Raw genomic sequence first — 17766 nt, 5'->3', positions numbered from 1 at the left:
CTTAGTCCAGCCAGCGCGCGGCCTCGGCCGCCCAGTAGGTGAGGATCATGTCGGCACCCGCGCGGCGGATGGAGGTCAGCACCTCCAGCACCGTGCGCTGCCGGTCGAGCCAGCCGTTGGCGGCGGCCGCCTCCACCATCGCGTACTCGCCGGAGATGTTGTACGCCGCGACCGGCACCGGCGACATCTCGGCCACCTCCCGCAGTACGTCCAGATAGGACAGTGCGGGTTTGATCATCACGGTGTCGGCACCCTCGGCGATGTCCAGCTCCACCTCCCGCAGCGCCTCGCGGGCGTTGCCCGGATCCTGCTGGTAGGTCTTGCGGTCGCCCTTGAGCTGGGAGTCGACGGCCTCGCGGAAGGGACCGTAGAAGGCGCTGGCGTACTTGGCCGAGTAGGCGAGGATGCCGATGTCGCTGTACCCGGCGTCGTCCAGCGCGCGGCGGATGACGCCGACCTGGCCGTCCATCATCCCGCTTGGGCCGAGCAGGTGGGCCCCCGCGCTCGCCTGCGCGAGCGCCATCTCGGCGTAGCGTTCGAGCGTCGCGTCGTTGTCCACGGCACCGCTCGCGTCCACGACGCCGCAGTGACCGTGGTCGGTGAACTCGTCGAGGCACGTGTCGGCCATCAGCACGGTGTCGTCGCCGAGTTCGGCACGCAGGTCGCGCAGTGCGACGTTGAGGATTCCCTGCTCGTCCGTGGCACCGGAGCCGACCGCGTCGCGCTCGCTCGGCACGCCGAAGATCATCAGCCCGCCGACCCCCGCGCGGACAGCCTCGACGGCGGCCTTGCGCAGCGAGTCCCGGCTGTGCTGTACGACACCGGGCATGCTGCCGATCGGGCGCGGCGCGTCGGCACCCTCGGCGACGAACATGGGCAGGATCAGCTGGCGCGGCCGCAGTGTCGTCTCACTGACCAGCCGCCGCAGGGCGGCGGTACCACGCAGCCGGCGCGGACGATGCTCGGGGAACACCCTGGGCACGGTACTCCGCCCGGTCAGGCGATCGCGACGCCGTACGCGGTCAGCAGCATCGCCGCGGCGAGCAGGATCGCACCGGCGACCGTGACGGTGTTGCCCGCCGTCCACTTCCCCGGCCTGTCCAGCACCATGTGCAGGAAGAACCCGCCGGACTGGGCGAGAATGCCGGACAGCAAAAGGAAGCAGGCCACCCAGCGGGCCGGTTCGCCGAGCCCGCTCGCGCCGAGGAAGGACAGCGTCGCCAGCGCGAGCACGAGCAGCACCCCGGCGTGCGCGTGCCCGGCCCGGAAGAACGTGCGCTGGGAGTCGGTGAGCTTGCCCCGGTGCAGCAGGCTCAGCAGCGCGTAGCCGCCGTACATCACGGTTGGCAGCGAGACCAGCGCGATGACCGCGAACACCTGGACGGGTCCGTGAAGCGATGTCATGCCGTCACGATAACACTGTTCTAAAACAGCGTCACGAAACCGGGCGAAGGAAGGCCACCCGCGCCGCGCGGGTGGCCTTCAGGGCATGGCTTCAGGAGCGGCGGGCCCGCTTCGCCTTGCGCGGCGGGGGCAGCGCGCCCTCGGCGCGCAGCCGGGCGGCGTGCTCGGCGAGCGCGTCCACCAGCGTGACCACGTTCGGCGTCTCCGGCTGCACGTCCACGCGCAGCCCGAACTCCGCCGCCGTCTCCGCCGTCTTCGGCCCGATGCAGGCGACCAGCGTGCGGGTGTGCGGCTTGCCCGCGATGCCCACCAGGTTGCGGACCGTGGACGAGGAGGTGAAGCACACCGCGTCGAACCCGCCGGTCTTGATCATCTCGCGGGTCTCGGCAGGCGGCGGCGCGGCCCGCACCGTGCGGTACGCCGTCACGTCGTCGATCTCCCAGCCGCGGTCGCGCAGGCCCGCGGACAGCGTCTCGGTGGCGATGTCGGCGCGGGGCAGCAGCACCCGGTCCACCGGGTCGAGCACGTCGTCGTAGGGCGGGAACTCCTCGAGCAGCCCCTCGCTCGACTGCTCACCGGAGGGCACCAGCTCCGGGATGATCCCGAACGAGCGGACCTTCTCCGCCGTCGACTCACCGACACAGGCGATCTTCACGCCGGAGAACGCGCGGGCGTCGAGCCCGAACTCGGCGAACTTCTCCCACACGGCGCGCACCGCGTTGGTGGAGGTGAACACGATCCACTGGTAGCGGCCGTCCACGAGGCCCTTCACCGCGCGCTCCATCTGGGCGGGGCTGCGCGGCGGCTCGACGGAGATCGTCGGCACCTCGTGCGAGGTGGCGCCGTGGCTGCGCAACCGGTCGGCCATGTCGCCCGCCTGCTCCTTCGTGCGCGGGACGAGCACCTTCCAGCCGTAGAGCGAGCGGGACTCCCACCACGACAGCTTCGACCGGTTGCCCGCCGCGGCGCCGATGCTCACGACGAGCGGGCCGACGAGCTCACCGGCATCGGCCGAGAGGGAGGCCAGCGTGGAGTCCACGGTGCGCTGCGTGTTGATCGTGCCGTTGGCCGTCACGGCCACCGGGGTCTGCGCCGCCTGCCCGTGCTCGACCAGCGCGGAGGCGGCCTCGGCGAGGTGACTGGACGTCGCGTGCAGCACGAGCGGCCCCGGGGTGCCCGCGAGCCCCGCCCAGTCGACGTCGGTGCGCACGTCCACCTCGGTGTGCGTGCCGCCGAGCGCGACCCCGGCGTAGGCGGGCACCGCGGTGCCCGGCCCGACCCCGGGCACGATGTCGAACACGGCGCTGGTGCGGGAAACCGCCTGCACCTCCGCCACGACGGCGGACTGGGTGAGCGGGTCGCCCGCGACGAGCCGCAGCACGAGCCGGCCCGCCTTCGCCTCGGCGGTCAGGTCCTTGGCCACGTCGCCGGGTTCACCGACGGCGGGCCGCACCTCCGCCTCGGCACCGGCATAGGCCAGCACACCGGCGGGTACGTCCGGATCCGTCACCACCAGTTCGGCCTTCGCGAGCAGCTCCTGAGCGCGGACGGTCAGCAGTCCGGCGTCGCCGGGGCCCGAGCCCACGAAGGCGATGCGCCCCGTGGTCTTTCGTGCGCGGGTCATCTATTCGTCTCTCCTCGTAAACGGCCGTTCACCACTACCGGCCGGACTTATCTCCTCGTACGGTCTGGTTCTCAGCGCGACGTGCGGCCGGTACCGGGCAACGCACCGGCACCGAGGTCGAGCAGCTCGGCGGCCACCGCGCGACCGAGCCCGTCCGCGTCGTGCTTCTCCGCGATGGCCGAGGCCCGCAGGATCTCGACGGAGTCGCCCTCGATCCCGGCGGCGGCGACCCCGCGCAGCGACAGCCGCTCGACGACGGCCCCGTCACTGTCGAGGTCCTCCACCACATCGGCCAGCGCTCCGACGGGCGCACTGCAGCCTGCTTCGAGCGCGGCCAGCATGGCCCGCTCGGCCGCCACCGCGACCCGTGTCGCCTCGTCCTCCACAATGGACCGAAGCAGGTGTTCGGTGTCCACGTCGTCGACCCGCGTCTCCACGGCCAGCGCACCCTGCGCGGGGGCGGGCAGCATCTGGATCGGGTCGAGCGTCTCGGTGATCTCGTCGAGCCTGCCGACCCGGGCCAGCCCGGCGCGGGCCAGCACCACCGCGTCCAGCTCCCCCGAGGTCACCTTGCCGATCCGGGTGTCGATGTTGCCGCGGATCGGCACGACCTCGAGCCCCAGCCCGAGCGCGCGCAGCTGTGCCATCCGGCGCGGCGATCCGGTGCCGACGACGGAGCCGGGCGGCAGCTCGCCGAGCGTCAGCCCGTCCCTGGCGATGAGCGCGTCCCTCGGGTCGGCGCGCGACGGCACGGCGGCGAGCACGATGCCGGGCTCGGCCGCCGTCGGGAGGTCCTTGTAGGAGTGCACGGCGACGTCCACGTCACCGTTCAGCAGCGCCTCCCGCAGGGCGGAGGTGAACACCCCGACGCCGATCTCGGCGATCGGCGCGCTGGAGCGGTCGCCGGGCGTGGAGACCGTGACGACCTCCACGTCCTGGCCGGCCTCCTCCAGCTTCGCCGCGATGGTGCCGGTCTGCGCGAGGGCGAGCTTGCTGCCCCGCGTGCCGATGCGGATGGTGCGGTTACCCACTCTTGTCACCGTCGATCTGTTCGTGCTTCGAGCCGGCCGAGGGGCTGGACACGACGCTGGGCGCCTGCGGGTCGAGCTCGAACAGCTCGCGCAGTGCGTCCGCGTAGTCGGTGTCCGCCGTCTCTGCGGCGAGTTGCTTGACGCGCACGGTCGGGGCGTGCAGCAGTTTGTCCACGACGCGGCGGACCGTCCGGCCCAGCTCCTCGCGGACGTCTCCGTCGAGCTCGGGCAGCCGCTTGTCCAGGCGGAGCAGCTCGGCGTCGACCACTTCGGCCGCCCGCTTGCGCAGGGCCGTCACCGTCGGGGTGACCTCGGCGCTGCGCTGGCCGGCCAGGTAGGCGCGGACCTCGTCCAGGATGATCCCCGAGGCCCGTGCGGTCTGCTTCGCGGTGGTGCTGCTGCCCGACTCGTCCATCCGGCGGCGCACCGTCTCCAGGTCCACCAGCTCGACGCCGGGCATCCGCGCGACCGCCACGTCGACGTCCCTCGGCAGGCCGAGGTCGCACACCACGAGCGGGGTGCTGCGGGCCTCGACGTGCTCGGCGACCAGCACGGCACCCTTGGCGCCGGTGCAGGAGACCACGATGTCGGCCTGCGCGACCGCCATCGCCAGCTCGTTCATCGGCACGGCGCGGGCGGCGACGCCCTGTTCCGCGATCGACTCGGCGAGCCGCGCGGCGTTCTCCGGCGTCCGGTTGGCCACCGTCACGCCACCGATGCCGCCCTTGCGCAGCTGCGCGGCCGCGAGCGCGCCCATCGAGCCGGCACCGACGACCAGCGCCTGCTTGCCGGCCAGGTCGCCCGCCGCGGCAAGGGCCTCGGAGACCACCGACGCGCCGAGCTGGTCGAGCCCGGTCTCGGTGTGCACCCGCTTGCCGACCCGCAGCGTCGTCTGCACCAGCTCGTGCAGCACACGGCCGACCGTGCCTGCGTCGCGCGCGGTGGCGTAGGCGGCCCGCACCTGGCCGAGGATCTGGGTCTCGCCGACGACCATCGAGTCCAGCCCGGCGGCGACGGAGAACACGTGCTCGACCGCGGCGCCGGCGTAGTGCACGTAGAAGTTGTCGTACAACGCGGCCGGCTCGAGGCCGGCCTGGCGGGCGAGCACCTCGGAGACGTCGCCGAGCCCGCCGTGGAAGGTCTCGACGACGGCGTAGACCTCGACCCGGTTGCACGTCGAGAGCAGCATCACCTCGGAGACGTGCTCGGTCTGCTGGAGCTCGTGCAGCACCTTGTCCAGCTCGGCGGCAGGCACCGCGACCCGCTCCAGGGTCCGCAGGTCGGCGGTCCGGTGGGACAGCCCGATCGCCAGGATGCTCATCACGGCACCACCACTCCGTTGCCCGTCACCGAGCCGTTCATCTCACTGTCCGCCCTTCGGGCGACGTGAAACGACAGGATCTGCAGCTCCACTGCCAAGTCGACCTTCCGCACCTCGACGTGTTCGGGCACCTGCAGCACCACCGGTGCGAAGTTCAGGATGCACTGCACCCCGCCGGCGACGAGCCGGTCGCACACCGATTGAGCCGCGGTGGGCGGCGTCGCCACGACACCGATGGAGATCTGCCGCTCGGTGCACACCGCGGGGATGTCCTCGATGTGCGAGACGGGCAGACCGCCCACCGGCACCCCGATCAGGTCCGGATCGATGTCGAACAGAGCTTCGACCGGAAAGCCCCGGCCGGGAAAACCGCCATAGTTTGCCAACGCATGGCCGAGGTTACCGATTCCCACGACCGCGACCTTGTGCTGACGGGTGAGGCCGAGCGTGCGCTCGATGTGGCCGATGAGCACGGCGACGTCGTAGCCGACGCCGCGGGTGCCGTAGGAGCCGAGGTAGGACAGGTCCTTGCGCAGCTTCGCCGAGTTGACCCCGGCGGCGTTGGACAGCTCTTCGCTGGACACCGTGGTCGACCCCTGGTCGGCCATGCCGGAGAGCACGCGCAGGTAGACGGCCAACCGCGCCACCGCGGCCTCCGGGATCGACTTGGCGCGGGCCTCCGGGTCGGCACCGGCGGCCTCGGCGACGGCCGGCATCTCGGCGGTGGGTGCGTTGTCGGCGTCCGGGGCGGCCGGCGTCCGCGTGCGCTTGGCCGCGGCCCCGTTGCGCCGGCCCCGCTGTGCCACCACGCTGGCTCTCCTGTCGCCGAAGTTCTGCGAGATCAACCCTTGACCCGGCGGCCATGAAGGTGTTCGATGCGGCACCGCCCGGGTGATGGGATAACGGTAGCCATTTGTGAACGCAGGCACAAAGTGGCTGGTCGCAGGGCTGATACAGGATACGCCGGCGCCGTCGTGGCCCCCACGACGAAGTGTGCACCCGCCGTTGTGGCGGGTGCACACCCGGTGAGCAATCGGCGGTGGGTCAGCTGTTGGCGCCCGGGGTGAGCACCGTGTCGATCACGAACACCGTGGCGTTCGCGGTCGGAACGTTGCCGCAGAGCACCTTGGCGCCGTTCACGGTCATGTCCTCGCCGGAGCCCTCGATCTCGAGCGGGCCGCCGTCGGCGTTCAGCGACTCGACCTCACCGGCACCGGCCAGGCCCTCGGCGTCGTAGCGCTGCGGGATCACGTGGTACTGCAGGATCGGGGCGAGCTGGTCGGGATTGCCGGCGAGCTCGTTGAACTTCTCCTCGCCCAGCGCTTCGAAGGCCGGATCGGCGGGCGCGAAGACGGTCAGGTTGTCGGTGCTGTTCAGCGTGTCGGCGAGCCCGTCGACGGCGCCCACCGCGGCCACCAGCTTGGTCAGCAGCGGGTTGTTGCTCGCGGCCGTGGCCACCGGGTCGTCGATCATGCCCTGCACCGAGCCCTCACCCTCGGTGGGCACCTGGGCGCAGCCCGGGCCGTAGACGTCCATCGCGGTGGTGACACCCTCGCCACCTCCCGCCGACTCGGTCGCCGGGGAGCTCTCCGGAGCGCTTGACTGTGCGGGCGGCGACTCCGCGTCCTCGGCGCTCTCGCCGCCCTCGGTACCGCCACAGGCGGCGAGGGACAGGATGGCCGCTGCCGCGATGCCGGCGCCGGCGATACGTCGGATTTTCCTCACAAAGATCACTCCAATTTCTGGTGCCGGACCGCGCCCGGACTCCGTGTTTCCAAAGGGATTCGGGGCTGCCGGCCGACCGGATTGGTGCGACCGGAGATTTTTCGCGAGTCTCCGTCCAGGCCCACGAGTTCCGCACTCGCGGCACGGTCAACGGGGGACTCGCGGGCTGGAGTGGGGGACTCGCGGGGTCAGGTGACCTCGAACAGCACGGTGTGCCTGCCGGTGGCGCCGTCCGGGATGGTGCCCTGGCGCTCCCCGGTCTGCGTGTAGCCGGACTTGTCCGTGGCGCGGGTGGTCACCCGGTGCTGGCCGGGCGCCGGGTCCAGCTCCAGCCGCCACATCCGCCAGGTGTCCTCGTTGACGGAAGTGGACAGTTCGGCCTCCCGCCACGGCCCGTCGTCGAGGCGTACCTCGACCTTCTCGATGCCGATGGTCTGCGCCCACGCGATCCCGGCGACGGTGACGTTGCCCGCGGGCACCTTCTCGAAGCCCTGCGGCGAGTCGATGCGGGACTGCGTCTTGATCGGCGCCTCCCTGGCCCAGCTGCGGTCGAGCCAGTACGCCCTGCGCGCGTCCCAGGTCGTGATCTCGATGTCGGTCAGCCACTTCGTCGCGGACACGTAGCCGTAGAGGCCGGGGACCACCATCCGCACGGGGAAGCCGTGTTCGAGCGGCAGCGGCTCGCCGTTCATCCCGATGGCCAGCAGCGCGCCCCGCTCCCGGTCGAGCGCGGCCTCGACCGGGGTGCCGCAGGTCCAGCCGTCCACGCTGGTGGAGAACAGTTGCTGCGCGCCCTGGCGCACCCCGGCCTGCTCCAGCACGCCGGCGAGCTCGATGCCGATGAAGTTCGCCGTCGAGATGTACGGACCACCGACCTCATTGGACACGCAGCACATCGTGATGGTCCGCTCGACCAGCGGGCGGCCGCGGATGTCGTCGTAGTCCAGCACGAGCTCGTTGTCGACCATGCCGTGCACGCGCAGCGACCAGTCCTCGGCGCGCACCTGCGGCACGACGAGCGCGGTGTCGACCCGGTAGAAGTCCTTGTTCGGGGTGATGAACGTCGGCGTGCCCGCCTTGGCGAAGTCCGCTCCCGGCGGCAGCGGCGGAGCCTTCTCGGCGACCTCCAGTGTGCCGAGCGCGGCGCGGGAGCCCTGCGCGCTCCTGGACCGCCCGATCAGCTGGCCGCCGAGGCCCAGCACCCCGGCACCGACCGCGACGCCCGAGGCACCGACCAGGAACCGCCGCCGGGGCGACGCCGTGTCCGCGCTCAGCGACGCCGTGTCCGCGTCCTGCGTCGCCGGCACGTGTCCCTGTGGCGCGGACACGTTGCGCAGGCCCAGCGCGTGCAGCCAGCGGAACGCCGCCAGCCCGGCGCCCAGGCTCACCAGCGGCGCGACGAGGGCGAGCTGCCCCAGGTCCGGCCTGGTGTAGACCGCCACGCCACCGACCAGGCCGAACAGGGTGATCACGATCGTGCCCGGCAGGGCCGAGCGCCGGGACAGCAGGCCCGCGACCACCGATACCAGCACCATGACCAGCGCCATGCCGCCGAGCAGCACGACCTTGTCGTAGGTGCCGAACGTCTGGACCGCCCAGTCCTTGACCTCGACCGGCGTCAGGTCGATCGCGGAGTTGCCCACGGCCAGGTACGGGGACGCGGTCGGCCCGACGAACGCCGCGACCAGATGGCCCGCGGCCAGCGCGGCGAGGAGACCGAGCAGCCCGGTAAGGGCGGCCACGGGAACCGGCAGCCGCGGTCCGGCGTCGGTACGGGCTGGGGCATCGCTGGCGTCGCTCATACCCCTATCTTCGGCGCCGCCGGGCGAATCGATTGGTCCCCGAGCGCTTACGGTCGGATTACGCGTGCTCGTGAGTGCGCACGCGAGTCAGAACACTGTTACGCACTCACGAGGGCGCGGCGGAGGCGGTCCTCGTCAACCGACCAGTAGCCGTGCTCCGCGCCGTCCACCAGGATCACCGGCACCCGGTCGCCGTACTCGGCCCGCCACTCCGGATCGGAGTCGACATCCGCCGTCGACCACTCCACCCCCAGCTCGGCGCAGATCCGCTCGACGTCCTGCTCCGCGCGCACACACGCCGAGCAGCCGTCCCTGGTCATCACGGTCACCTGGTGCATGACCCCATCATCCCCGCAACCGGTCGCGGCGCAGCTTGCCGGTGGCCGTGTGCGGCAACTCGGTGACGAACCGGACGGTGGCAGGCACCTTGTAACCGGCCAGCCGCTCGGCGCACCGGTCGACGACCTGCTGCTCGGAAAGCGAAGCACCCGCCTCCGGCACCACGACCGCCTGCACCGCCTCGCCGGTGCGCTGGTCGAGCACCCCGACCACCGCCACCTCGGCGACACCGGGCAGCCCCGCGACGACCTCCTCCACCTCGCGCGGGAACACGTTGAAGCCGTTGACGATGACCAGGTCGTTGGCCCGGTCCACGAGGTGCAGGTCGCCGTCGCTGTCGAGGTAGCCCACGTCGCCGGTGCGGAACCAGCCGTCGGCGTCGGGCCCGTGCGCGCGGTCCGGCCAGTACCCGGAGAACAGGTTCGCGCCCCGGATGGCCACGAGCCCGGTGCCGCCGGGGTCGTCGGGGAACGTGTCGTCCGGGTCGTCGGCGTCCAGCGGCACCGGGCCGGGAGTGCCGTCACTGTCCACCAGCCGCAGTTCCACGCCGGGCAGCGGGCGGCCCACCGAGCCGGGCTTCGGGTAACCCGTGACCAGTGTGGTGGTCACCACGGGTGCGGCCTCGGTGAGCCCGTAGCCCTCGAAGACGTTGAGCCCGGTGGCCCCGCGGATGGCCGCGAGCGTCCTCGGGTGCAGCGGCGCGGCGCCGGAGGTGAGCATCCGCACGGTCGCCAGCCCCTCGCCCAGCTGGTCGGCGGGCAGCGCGGCGAACTCGGCGTACATCGTGGGCACGCCGACGATTGCGGTCACCCGGTGGGCAGCGCAGTCGGCCAGCGCCGCATGCGCGTCGAAGCGCGGGGACAGCACCGCCGTCGCGCCGGCCGCCGCCGTGGTCAGCAGCCCGGGCCCGAGGCCGTAGATGTGGAACAGCGGGATGGTGATGAGCACCCGGTCTCCGGGCTCGGTGACCGGCGGCCTCAGCTCGCGGATCTGGGCGACGTTGGCCAGCAGCGCCCGGTGGGACAGCATCGCGCCGCGCGAAGGGCCGTTGGTGCCCGAGGTGTAGAGCAGTACGGCGATGTCCTCGCCGCCACCGACCGGCGCGGAGGGCTCACCGGTGGTCTCGATCGAGGACGCCAGCACGGGCACGTCGCCGTCGGGATCCGCGCCACCGTCCTCGGTGATCAGCAGCCTCGCTCCACTGTGTTCGAGCAGCGGGCGCACTTCGGCGGTGGGGGCCTGTGGCGAGAGCGGCAGCGCGATGCCGCCCGCACGCGCCACGGCGAAGAAGGAGACGGCGAACGCGGTGGACGTCGGCAGCCGGATCGCCGCCCGGTCGCCCGGCGCCAGCCCGGCCTCGGTCAGCCGCCGCGCCGCAGCGCTGACCGCGGCATCGACGTCCGCCCAGGTCAGCGTCGTACCCGTGGCGGTGTCGATCAGCGCGGGCGCGCCCGGCCGGGTACGCGCGGCCTCGGACACCAGATCGGCGACGTTGCCACCAGGGTCCTCCTGCACCGACACGACCACCCCTCTCGACCTCGGACTCGGGCCCGCACAGTCTGCCAGCCGCCTCCCCCGTCGTGGGGAGGAAGTCGTGCCGTCTCCTTTTCGCAATCGAAACAGCACTACCTACTTCGCGGTAACAACGCGTATGCTCCGTCAGAACGTCAGTGGCGATGATCACGTGGGATCCGGGAACCAGCCCGGAGGAGGTGCGACAGATGAGCCTGCCGATCGCTGTTGCGGCTGGTCCGACGCTGACCCCGTTCCGGCCCGCGGAACGGACCGCACCCGTGGAGCGGGCCGTGCCCGATCCCGCCGACGCCGCGATGACCGAGACGTGGGCCCTCGTGCGCGATGCCCAGGACGGCGACAGCACCGCGTTCGGCCGGCTCTACGACCGCTACGTCGACTCGGTGTACCGGTACGCGCTGTTCCGCCTCGGTGACCGGCACCTCGCCGAGGACGTGACCAGCGAGACCTTCCTGCGCGCGCTGCGCCGGATCACCTCCGTCAGCTACCAGGGCCGCGACGTCGGCGCCTGGTTCATCACGATCGCCCGCAACCTCGTGCTCGACCACGTGAAGTCGAGCAGGTTCCGCCTCGAGGTGGTCACCGACGAGGTCACCGAGTCGGGCGCACCGCCCTTCGGCGGGTCGGGCTCGCGCAACGCGCCGGGGCCCGAGCAGCAGGTCATCAGCAAGACGACGAACGCCGAACTGCTCCGCTGCGTCGCCGATCTCGGCGACGACCAGCGGGAGTGCATCATCCTCCGCTTCATGCAGGGCCATTCGGTCGCCGAGACCGCCGCGATCATGAACCGCAACGAGGGAGCGATCAAGGCGCTGCAGCACCGCGCCGTCCGCAGGCTCGCCCAGCTCCTGCCCGCCGGCGTGCGCTGAGGGCGAGCCCGTAACCGGACACCGCCACCGGTCGTTGCTGCTCCGAAGGATTCGGGCGAGGACGGCATGGAGGCGTAGGCGGCGGTGAAGAGGCCTCCCTGGCCGGCGGGACGCGGGCACGAACACGAGCGGTTCGCTCGGGCGGTCGACGAGCGGACCGGCCGCGACCCGGAGTTCGGCGACGAACTGGCGGTCGTCGACGCGCTCCGCAGGCTCGGCGCCACCGCGGCAGTCGACGAGGAGTCCCGCGAGCGGATCGCCCACCGCGTGGCCACCACGCCCGAACCGGCCCGGCGCAGGAGGCGGCGGGCACCGGTGCTGGCCGCCGCGATCGCCGTGCTCATCGCACTCGGCGGCCTGACGACGCTGCTGTCCGGGGACGCGCTGCCGGGTGAGCCGCTGTACGACCTCAAGCGGGCCCGCGAGGCCGCCGTGCTCCAGCTGACCTTCGACGACGAGGCCAGGGCGCTGCGGCATCTGGAGTACGCCGCCCGGCGGCTCGACGAGCTGACGATACTGGCGGGGCGCGAGCCCGCGGGCGGACCCGGCCACACCGTCGCGCTCGAGGACTTCACCGGCGAGGCCAGAGCCGGAACCGCGCAGCTCACCGCGCTGGCCACCGGCTCCGACGGGCACCACCTCGGTACGTTGCGGTCCTGGGCGACCGCGCGGACCGGCGAGCTCACGGCGTTGCGCCCGGTGCTGGCCGCCGCCACCGCCGAACCGGCGGCCCTGCTGGTCAGGATCGAGGAGCGCGCCGCCGCACTGGCCGAGCGGATGGGCTGCTACCAGATCACCTCCGGCGACTCCGACGACCTGGGCGCGCTGCCCGCGCGCGGCGACTGCCGCCCGAACCGTGGCGGCCCGGCGGGCGGTGTGCCGACCCTGCCGGGCCCGTTCACCGGCGATCCGGGGACCGGCGTCAGGGAACCGCTCGCCGTCGCGCCGCCGCCACCGTCGAGCGCCACCCCGGCACCACGGACGGCCGCCGGCGCCGGACCGACGTCGCCGCGACCTCCGCCGCCGACCACCACGACCACGCCGCCGCCGATCGTCGAGGCGCCCATTCCCAGCACCGTCCCGGGGCCGCGGCTGCCGGATTCGGGCCTGCCGCGCGACCCGGTCGTGTCGATCCCGCTGCCACTGCCCGGCCTGCCCGAGCTCGGGCTCGGCTAGCCCGGTCTCGCCGGCCCGCCGCACGTCGCGCGGGCGAGCGTACCCCTGGGTGGTCCCATCGCTACTCTGTCTAGGAGCACCGGTGTGGAGTCGAGCGTGGAGGCGGTGTGCGTGTCACGTTGGCGGGTCCGCGGTAAGGGCCACGAACGCGAGCGTCTCGCGGCGCTGGCCGGCGAGGCCTCGGCCGACGCCGCTGTCGCGATGGAGGCCGCGACCCAGGCGGACCTCGCCGGGGAGACGGCCGAAGCGATCCAGCCCGAGCGGGCGGAGGAGCCCGCTCCCCCACAGGCGCCGCCGGACCTGACCGCGGCCGCGTTCTTCGACGTGGACAACACGATGATGATGGGCGCGTCGATCTTCCACTTCGCCCGCGGCCTCGCCGCCCGCAAGTACTTCACGACCTCCGACCTCGCCGGTTTCGCCTGGCAGCAGATGAAGTTCCGGGTCGGCGGGCGGGAGAGCAGGGACGGCGTGCAGTCCAGCCGCGAGCAGGCGCTGTCCTTTGTGGCCGGCCGGACGGTCGATGAGATGGTGGCCGTCGGCGAGGAGATCTACGACGAGCTCATGGCAGACAAGATCTGGGCGGGCACGCGCGCGCTCGCCCAGATGCATCTCGATGCCGGGCAGCGCGTCTGGCTGGTCACCGCCACCCCCGTCGAGCTGGCGGCGATCATCGCGCGGCGTCTCGGCCTCAACGGCGCGCTCGGCACGGTGGCCGAGAGCGTCGACGGGGTGTTCACCGGGCGACTGGTCGGCGATCTGCTGCACGGCAGGGCGAAGGCGCACGCGGTGCGGGCGCTCGCCGCGCGGGAGGGGCTGAACCTGCGGCGGTGCACGGCGTACTCGGACTCGCAGAACGACGTGCCGATGCTGTCGGTGGTGGGCACCGCGGTGGCGGTCAACCCGGACGCGGGGCTGCGCGAGATCGCCAGGGCCCGGCAGTGGGAGATCCGCGACTTCCGGACCGGGCGCAAGGCGGCGAAGATCGGGGTGCCGTCCGTGCTCGGCGCGGGTGCCGTGGCCGGTGCCGTCGCGGCCGGCCTCGCGTACCGCAGGCGCGCCGCCTGACCCGGGTCGCCCGGCTCAGCCGCGGAAGACGTCGCGGCGCTGGGCGAGCCTGCGGTAGAGCATCTGCTGGATGGACTCCCTGACCTGGTCGGTGAGGTTGAAGACCAGCATCGGGTCCTCCTCGGCCTCGGCCTCGTAGGTCCCGGTGCTGATCGGCTCGCCGAACTCGATGTGCCACTTGGTCGGCAACGGAACGGTGCCCAGCGGGCCGAGCAGCGGGAAGAACGGCGTCACCGGGAAGTACGGGAGGCCGAGCAGCCGGGCGAGCGGCCTGATGTCGCCGAGCTTGGGATAGATCTCCTCCGCGCCGACGATCGCGCAAGGGATGATCGGCACGCCCGTGCGCAGCGCCGCCGAGACGAACCCGCCGCGACCGAAGCGCTGCAGCTTGTACCGCGCCGAGTAAGGCTTGCCGACGCCCTTGAAGCCCTCCGGCCACACGCCGACCAGCTCACCGGCCCGCAGCAGGCGCTCCGCGTCCGGGTTGCACGCGAGCGTCTGCCCGGACCTGCGGGCCAACGTGCCCAGCACCGGTGTCCGGAACAGCAGGTCCGCGCCGAGCATCCGCAGGTGCCGGTGCGCCGGGTGCTCGTCGTGCACCGCGACCGCCGTCATGACCGAGTCCAGCGGCAGGACGCCGGAGTGGTTGCAGACCAGCAGAGCACCACCCTCGGCGGGAAGATTCGGCACGCCGTGGGTGCTGACCCGGAACCACTTGTCGTACAGCACCCGCAACGGGGGCAGCAGGAGCGTTTCGGTGAGCTCGGCGTCGAAGCCGAACTCGTCGACCGAGTAGTCGCCGGTCAGCCGGTGCCGGAGGAAGCCGAGCAGCCGGCCGAGCGCCGCGGGCAGCGACTCGTCCTCCGCACCGGAGGGGGCGGCGGATCCGGCGCGGTCCGGAGGCGGCAGCACCGGCGCCTCGTCCGCGGCCGGTGGCGCCGGAGCCTCGACGGGGATGGCCCGGCGGACCGGCTCCGTGGCTCGTTCCCGGACCCGGTGGAGCGGGATGACCTGCGCCGTTGTGCTGGTCGTCACAACTTCCGCCTCCAAGCGTGCCTTCCGGAGCATGTCATCGTCGGGTGGTCTGGCCGGTCGCGGCGGCTGTGAGCACCGCACTCGCCAGCCCGGCCGCGCGGTCGCCGTCCACCAGCGGGCGCAGTCCACGCCCCTGTACGAAGTCGTCGAACGCCTCCCGGGTGCTCCACCGGGGCGTGTAGCCGAACGTCTCCTTGAGCCTGGTGTTGTCCACCACGCGGCCGAAGTTCAGCAGCCGTACCTGGTCGGACGAGAAGTCCACCACACGGGCACCGCGCAGCACCCTGCCGATCGAGGGCATCGCCGCCCGCGGCACCGGCAGCTCCACCCGGCCGGCCCGCCGGATGGCCTGCGAGAGCGTCAGCACGCCGTCGGCCCCGACGTTGAACACGCCGGGCCGGTCGTGCAGCGTCGCGCGTTCGAGCACGGCGAGCGCGTCGGCGGAGTGCAACAGCTGTATGCGGGCGTCGAAGCCGAGCACCGTGGGCACCACCGGCAGCGCGAAGTACCGCGCGAGCACGGTGTCGACGTCGGGGCCGATGACGTTGACCAGTCGGGCCATGGTCACCGTGATGTCCGGGCGGCGGCGGGACAGGCCCCGCACGTAGCCCTCCATCTCGACGGCGTCCTTGGCGTAGCCGTTGGCCGAGGCGGGGATGAGCTCGGAGTCCTCGGTCAACACCGCGGGTGAACGGGAGCTCGCGCCGTACACGGCGGCGGTGGACTTGACGACGAGCTTGCGCACGAGCGGCGAACGCTGGCACGCGGCGAGCAACCGCATGGTGCCGATGACGTTGACTTCCTTGATCGCCATCCGCCTGCCCGGCCCGGCCGGATGGCAGGTCGTCGACGCATGCACCACCGTGTCCACCCGGGCGGATGTGATGATCTTCGCGATCAGCGGGTTCCGGATGTCCGCGCGGACGAACTCGGCATGGCCCATCCGCTGCTGCACGGCCCTGCTCGGTGGCGATGTGTCGACACCGATGACCCGTTCCAGGTCCGCGTCGTTGCCGAGCCTGGCCAGCAGCCGCCCGCCCAGCTCACCACCGACTCCGGTGACGAGCACGATGTTGGCAGGCATCGGGGGCCCCTTCTGCGAAGGCGGAAAGTGCTTCAGCTGCGGTGGCGCCCCGGACTCTACTCCGTGGGAGGTGCGCCGGGGGCGCCGCTAACCTGCTGTTTACCCCCGGCCACGCGGATCGTCCACCGGAAGTCACCCGAACGCAGGCGATGGCCCGCCCGGAGAGCCGGGCGGGCCATCGGGAGCAGCGGTTCGCGCGGTGTCCTACGGCACCTACTTGCCCTGCTTGCGACGCTGCACTCGCGTGCGGCGAAGCAACTTGCGGTGCTTCTTCTTGGACATGCGCTTGCGGCGCTTCTTGATCACCGAGCCCACAGGTGCTCCTTAACGTCGGTCATTGGTTCACGTGGGGCAGCACGGCGTACCACGCCGAGCGCGTCTGCCACGAACGGCCTATCAGGTTACCCGGCGGCCACCCGCGCTCTGCCCTTGGGCCTATCCGACGTCGAAATACGCGTTGTCGAGGTAGTCGTGGACCGCCTTCTCCGGTACCCGGAACGACTTGCCGACGCGCACGGCCGGCAGCTCGCCCGAATGCACCAGGCGGTAGACGGTCATCTTGGAGACTCGCATCAGCGAGGCCACCTCGGCGACCGTCAGGAACTGAACCTGCCGGGGTCCCGGTAGGTCTTCCTTTCTGTCCGGCGGCATCTTTTCACCATGTCCCATCCACGTGCCGCGCCGCTCGGCTTCCCCACCGACGGTGCAGGCACGCACGTTCTACCACCGAGGGTAGCGGGACATATGGGGCCAGTGCGACGCCTGTCACGAGGATGGCCGGTCGCCGGGACGATCGGCCCAGCTCAGTGGTCCTCGTGCGCTCGTCCGAGTTCGACCGAACGGTCGCGGGCGGCCTCGATCGCGGCGAGCAGCGCGGCACGCACACCGTGCTTCTCGAGCTCCCGGATCGCGTTGATCGTCGTCCCGGCCGGGGAGGTCACGTTCTCGCGCAGGATCACCGGGTGCTCGTCGCTGCCTGCCAGCATCTTCGCCGCGCCGACCGCGGACTGCACGATCAGCTGACCGGCCACCGCGCGCGGCAGCCCCAGCAGGATGCCCGCGTCGATCATGGCTTCGACCAGGTAGAAGAAGTACGCGGGCCCGGACCCGGACAGCGCGGTGACGGCGTCCTGCTGCGACTCCGGCACCTCGACGACCCTGCCGACGCAGGAGAGCATCTCCTCGACGATCTCCACGTGCCGGGCGGTGGCGTTCCGGCCGGGGGAGACGGCGCTCATGGCCTCGTTGACGACCATCGGGGTGTTCGGCATGACCCGCACGACCGGGGTGCCCTCGGGCAGCCTCCGCTCGTAGAGCGCGGTGGGCAGCCCCGCGCAGAGGGACACCACCAGGGAGCCCGGGCCGACCAGCGGAGCCAGCTCGGTCAGCAGTGGCTCGATGTCCTGCGGCTTGACGGCCACCACGAGCACGTCGGCCCGCTTGGCCGCCTCGGCCACCTCGGCGCTGGCGACGCCGTAGCGCTGCGTCAGCTCCGCGGCCCGTTCCGGGTGCCGTTCGGTGAACAGCAGCTCAGCGGCGTCCCGGCCACCGTGCAACAGCCCGGACAGCAGCGCCTCTCCGATCTTCCCAGCTCCGAGTACGGCGATCGTTCCCATGCGGAGAGACTAGGCAAGCCACCCCGGGCCGATCCGCGCGGGCGGCGCGCACCTCTCGTGAGTGTTCAGCCGAGTTAGAACGCGGTTACGCACTCACGACCGGTGAGCTGCGGAAACAGTGCACGTTCCAGCGGGTTCG

The 17766-nt window shown here is 72.1% G+C and carries 18 protein-coding genes; 3 read left to right on the top strand and 15 right to left on the bottom strand.

Going from position 1 to position 17766, the window contains the following annotated elements; genetic code table 11:
- Position 1: 1 nt before the first annotated feature.
- The 10 genes from hemB to JAP66_RS08270 all read right to left on the bottom strand — a co-directional run bounded on the left by hemB (position 2) and on the right by JAP66_RS08270 (position 10767).
- Positions 2–973 carry a porphobilinogen synthase gene (hemB, locus tag JAP66_RS08315; RefSeq protein WP_199431004.1) on the bottom strand — a complete coding sequence of 324 codons (972 nt, stop codon included), beginning with the start codon at positions 971–973 and terminating at the stop codon, positions 2–4.
- Positions 974–996: 23 nt separating this feature from the next.
- Positions 997–1404, bottom strand: coding sequence for a hypothetical protein (locus tag JAP66_RS08310; RefSeq protein WP_199431003.1), 408 nt, complete (start codon positions 1402–1404; stop codon positions 997–999).
- A gap of 91 nt (positions 1405–1495) precedes the next feature.
- Positions 1496–3028 carry a bifunctional uroporphyrinogen-III C-methyltransferase/uroporphyrinogen-III synthase gene (locus JAP66_RS08305; protein WP_199431002.1) on the bottom strand — a complete coding sequence of 511 codons (1533 nt, stop codon included), beginning with the start codon at positions 3026–3028 and terminating at the stop codon, positions 1496–1498.
- Positions 3029–3099: 71 nt separating this feature from the next.
- Positions 3100–4068 (bottom strand): hydroxymethylbilane synthase, encoded by a 969-nt coding sequence (hemC, locus tag JAP66_RS08300; RefSeq protein ID WP_199431001.1) that lies wholly within the window; start codon positions 4066–4068, stop codon positions 3100–3102.
- Positions 4052–5380 carry a glutamyl-tRNA reductase gene (locus tag JAP66_RS08295; protein ID WP_199431000.1) on the bottom strand — a complete coding sequence of 443 codons (1329 nt, stop codon included), beginning with the start codon at positions 5378–5380 and terminating at the stop codon, positions 4052–4054. The genes hemC and JAP66_RS08295 overlap by 17 nt, the downstream gene beginning before the upstream one ends.
- Positions 5380–6189, bottom strand: coding sequence for a redox-sensing transcriptional repressor Rex (locus JAP66_RS08290; protein WP_199430999.1), 810 nt, complete (start codon positions 6187–6189; stop codon positions 5380–5382). Before JAP66_RS08290 ends, JAP66_RS08295 begins: the two co-directional genes overlap by 1 nt.
- A gap of 235 nt (positions 6190–6424) precedes the next feature.
- On the bottom strand, positions 6425–7114 hold the full coding sequence (locus tag JAP66_RS08285) for a fasciclin domain-containing protein (RefSeq protein WP_372448944.1): 690 nt from the start codon (positions 7112–7114) through the stop codon (positions 6425–6427).
- 179 nt (positions 7115–7293) lie between these two features.
- On the bottom strand, positions 7294–8907 hold the full coding sequence (locus tag JAP66_RS08280) for a molybdopterin-dependent oxidoreductase (protein ID WP_199430997.1): 1614 nt from the start codon (positions 8905–8907) through the stop codon (positions 7294–7296).
- 98 nt (positions 8908–9005) lie between these two features.
- Positions 9006–9245: a glutaredoxin family protein gene (locus tag JAP66_RS08275; protein WP_199430996.1), complete on the bottom strand. Its 240-nt coding sequence runs from the start codon at positions 9243–9245 to the stop codon at positions 9006–9008.
- Positions 9246–9252: 7 nt separating this feature from the next.
- Positions 9253–10767, bottom strand: a complete 1515-nt coding sequence (locus JAP66_RS08270; RefSeq protein WP_307849486.1) for an AMP-binding protein — start codon at positions 10765–10767, stop codon at positions 9253–9255.
- A gap of 200 nt (positions 10768–10967) precedes the next feature.
- Here JAP66_RS08270 and JAP66_RS08265 point away from each other — a divergent pair, with 200 nt between their 5' ends.
- The 3 genes from JAP66_RS08265 to JAP66_RS08255 all read left to right on the top strand — a co-directional run bounded on the left by JAP66_RS08265 (position 10968) and on the right by JAP66_RS08255 (position 13892).
- Complete coding sequence (locus tag JAP66_RS08265; RefSeq protein WP_199430995.1) at positions 10968–11648, top strand: sigma-70 family RNA polymerase sigma factor; 681 nt, start codon at positions 10968–10970, stop codon at positions 11646–11648.
- An 84-nt stretch (positions 11649–11732) separates the two neighbouring features.
- Positions 11733–12824: a DUF5667 domain-containing protein gene (locus JAP66_RS08260; protein WP_199430994.1), complete on the top strand. Its 1092-nt coding sequence runs from the start codon at positions 11733–11735 to the stop codon at positions 12822–12824.
- Positions 12825–12935: 111 nt separating this feature from the next.
- On the top strand, positions 12936–13892 hold the full coding sequence (locus JAP66_RS08255; protein WP_372448949.1) for an HAD family hydrolase: 957 nt from the start codon (positions 12936–12938) through the stop codon (positions 13890–13892).
- A gap of 15 nt (positions 13893–13907) precedes the next feature.
- On the opposite strand, the gene JAP66_RS08250 is transcribed toward JAP66_RS08255, so the two are convergent.
- The 5 genes from JAP66_RS08250 to proC form a co-directional block, all read right to left on the bottom strand.
- A complete protein-coding gene (locus tag JAP66_RS08250; RefSeq protein WP_307849485.1) occupies positions 13908–14927 on the bottom strand; it encodes a lysophospholipid acyltransferase family protein in 1020 nt (339 codons plus the stop codon).
- Positions 14928–14961: 34 nt separating this feature from the next.
- Positions 14962–16011 carry an NAD-dependent epimerase/dehydratase family protein gene (locus JAP66_RS08245; RefSeq protein WP_199430992.1) on the bottom strand — a complete coding sequence of 350 codons (1050 nt, stop codon included), beginning with the start codon at positions 16009–16011 and terminating at the stop codon, positions 14962–14964.
- 213 nt (positions 16012–16224) lie between these two features.
- Positions 16225–16326 (bottom strand): 30S ribosomal protein bS22, encoded by a 102-nt coding sequence (locus tag JAP66_RS08240; RefSeq protein ID WP_005453035.1) that lies wholly within the window; start codon positions 16324–16326, stop codon positions 16225–16227.
- Positions 16327–16446: 120 nt separating this feature from the next.
- A complete protein-coding gene (locus JAP66_RS08235) occupies positions 16447–16662 on the bottom strand; it encodes a helix-turn-helix domain-containing protein (protein WP_199430991.1) in 216 nt (71 codons plus the stop codon).
- A gap of 152 nt (positions 16663–16814) precedes the next feature.
- Entirely contained in the window at positions 16815–17627 is an 813-nt protein-coding gene (gene proC / locus JAP66_RS08230; protein WP_199430990.1) for a pyrroline-5-carboxylate reductase, read from the bottom strand.
- Positions 17628–17766 lie beyond the last annotated feature (139 nt).

This window comes from Qaidamihabitans albus (assembly GCF_016464705.1).
GTDB lineage: Bacteria > Actinomycetota > Actinomycetes > Mycobacteriales > Pseudonocardiaceae > Qaidamihabitans > Qaidamihabitans albus.
This window is presented reverse-complemented; position numbering and strand designations above follow the sequence as displayed.

Excerpts from the sequence above, each read along its gene's own strand:
- JAP66_RS08310 (WP_199431003.1), bottom strand. The coding sequence starts at position 1,404 with ATGACATCGCTTCACGGACCCGTCCAGGTGTTCGCGGTCATCGCGCTG.
- JAP66_RS08305 (WP_199431002.1), bottom strand. The coding sequence starts at position 3,028 with ATGACCCGCGCACGAAAGACCACGGGGCGCATCGCCTTCGTGGGCTCG.
- JAP66_RS08295 (WP_199431000.1), bottom strand. The coding sequence starts at position 5,380 with ATGAGCATCCTGGCGATCGGGCTGTCCCACCGGACCGCCGACCTGCGG.
- JAP66_RS08280 (WP_199430997.1), bottom strand. The coding sequence starts at position 8,907 with ATGAGCGACGCCAGCGATGCCCCAGCCCGTACCGACGCCGGACCGCGG.
- JAP66_RS08275 (WP_199430996.1), bottom strand. The coding sequence starts at position 9,245 with ATGCACCAGGTGACCGTGATGACCAGGGACGGCTGCTCGGCGTGTGTG.
- JAP66_RS08265 (WP_199430995.1), top strand. The coding sequence starts at position 10,968 with ATGAGCCTGCCGATCGCTGTTGCGGCTGGTCCGACGCTGACCCCGTTC.
- JAP66_RS08245 (WP_199430992.1), bottom strand. The coding sequence starts at position 16,011 with ATGCCTGCCAACATCGTGCTCGTCACCGGAGTCGGTGGTGAGCTGGGC.
- JAP66_RS08235 (WP_199430991.1), bottom strand. The coding sequence starts at position 16,662 with ATGCCGCCGGACAGAAAGGAAGACCTACCGGGACCCCGGCAGGTTCAG.
- proC (WP_199430990.1), bottom strand. The coding sequence starts at position 17,627 with ATGGGAACGATCGCCGTACTCGGAGCTGGGAAGATCGGAGAGGCGCTG.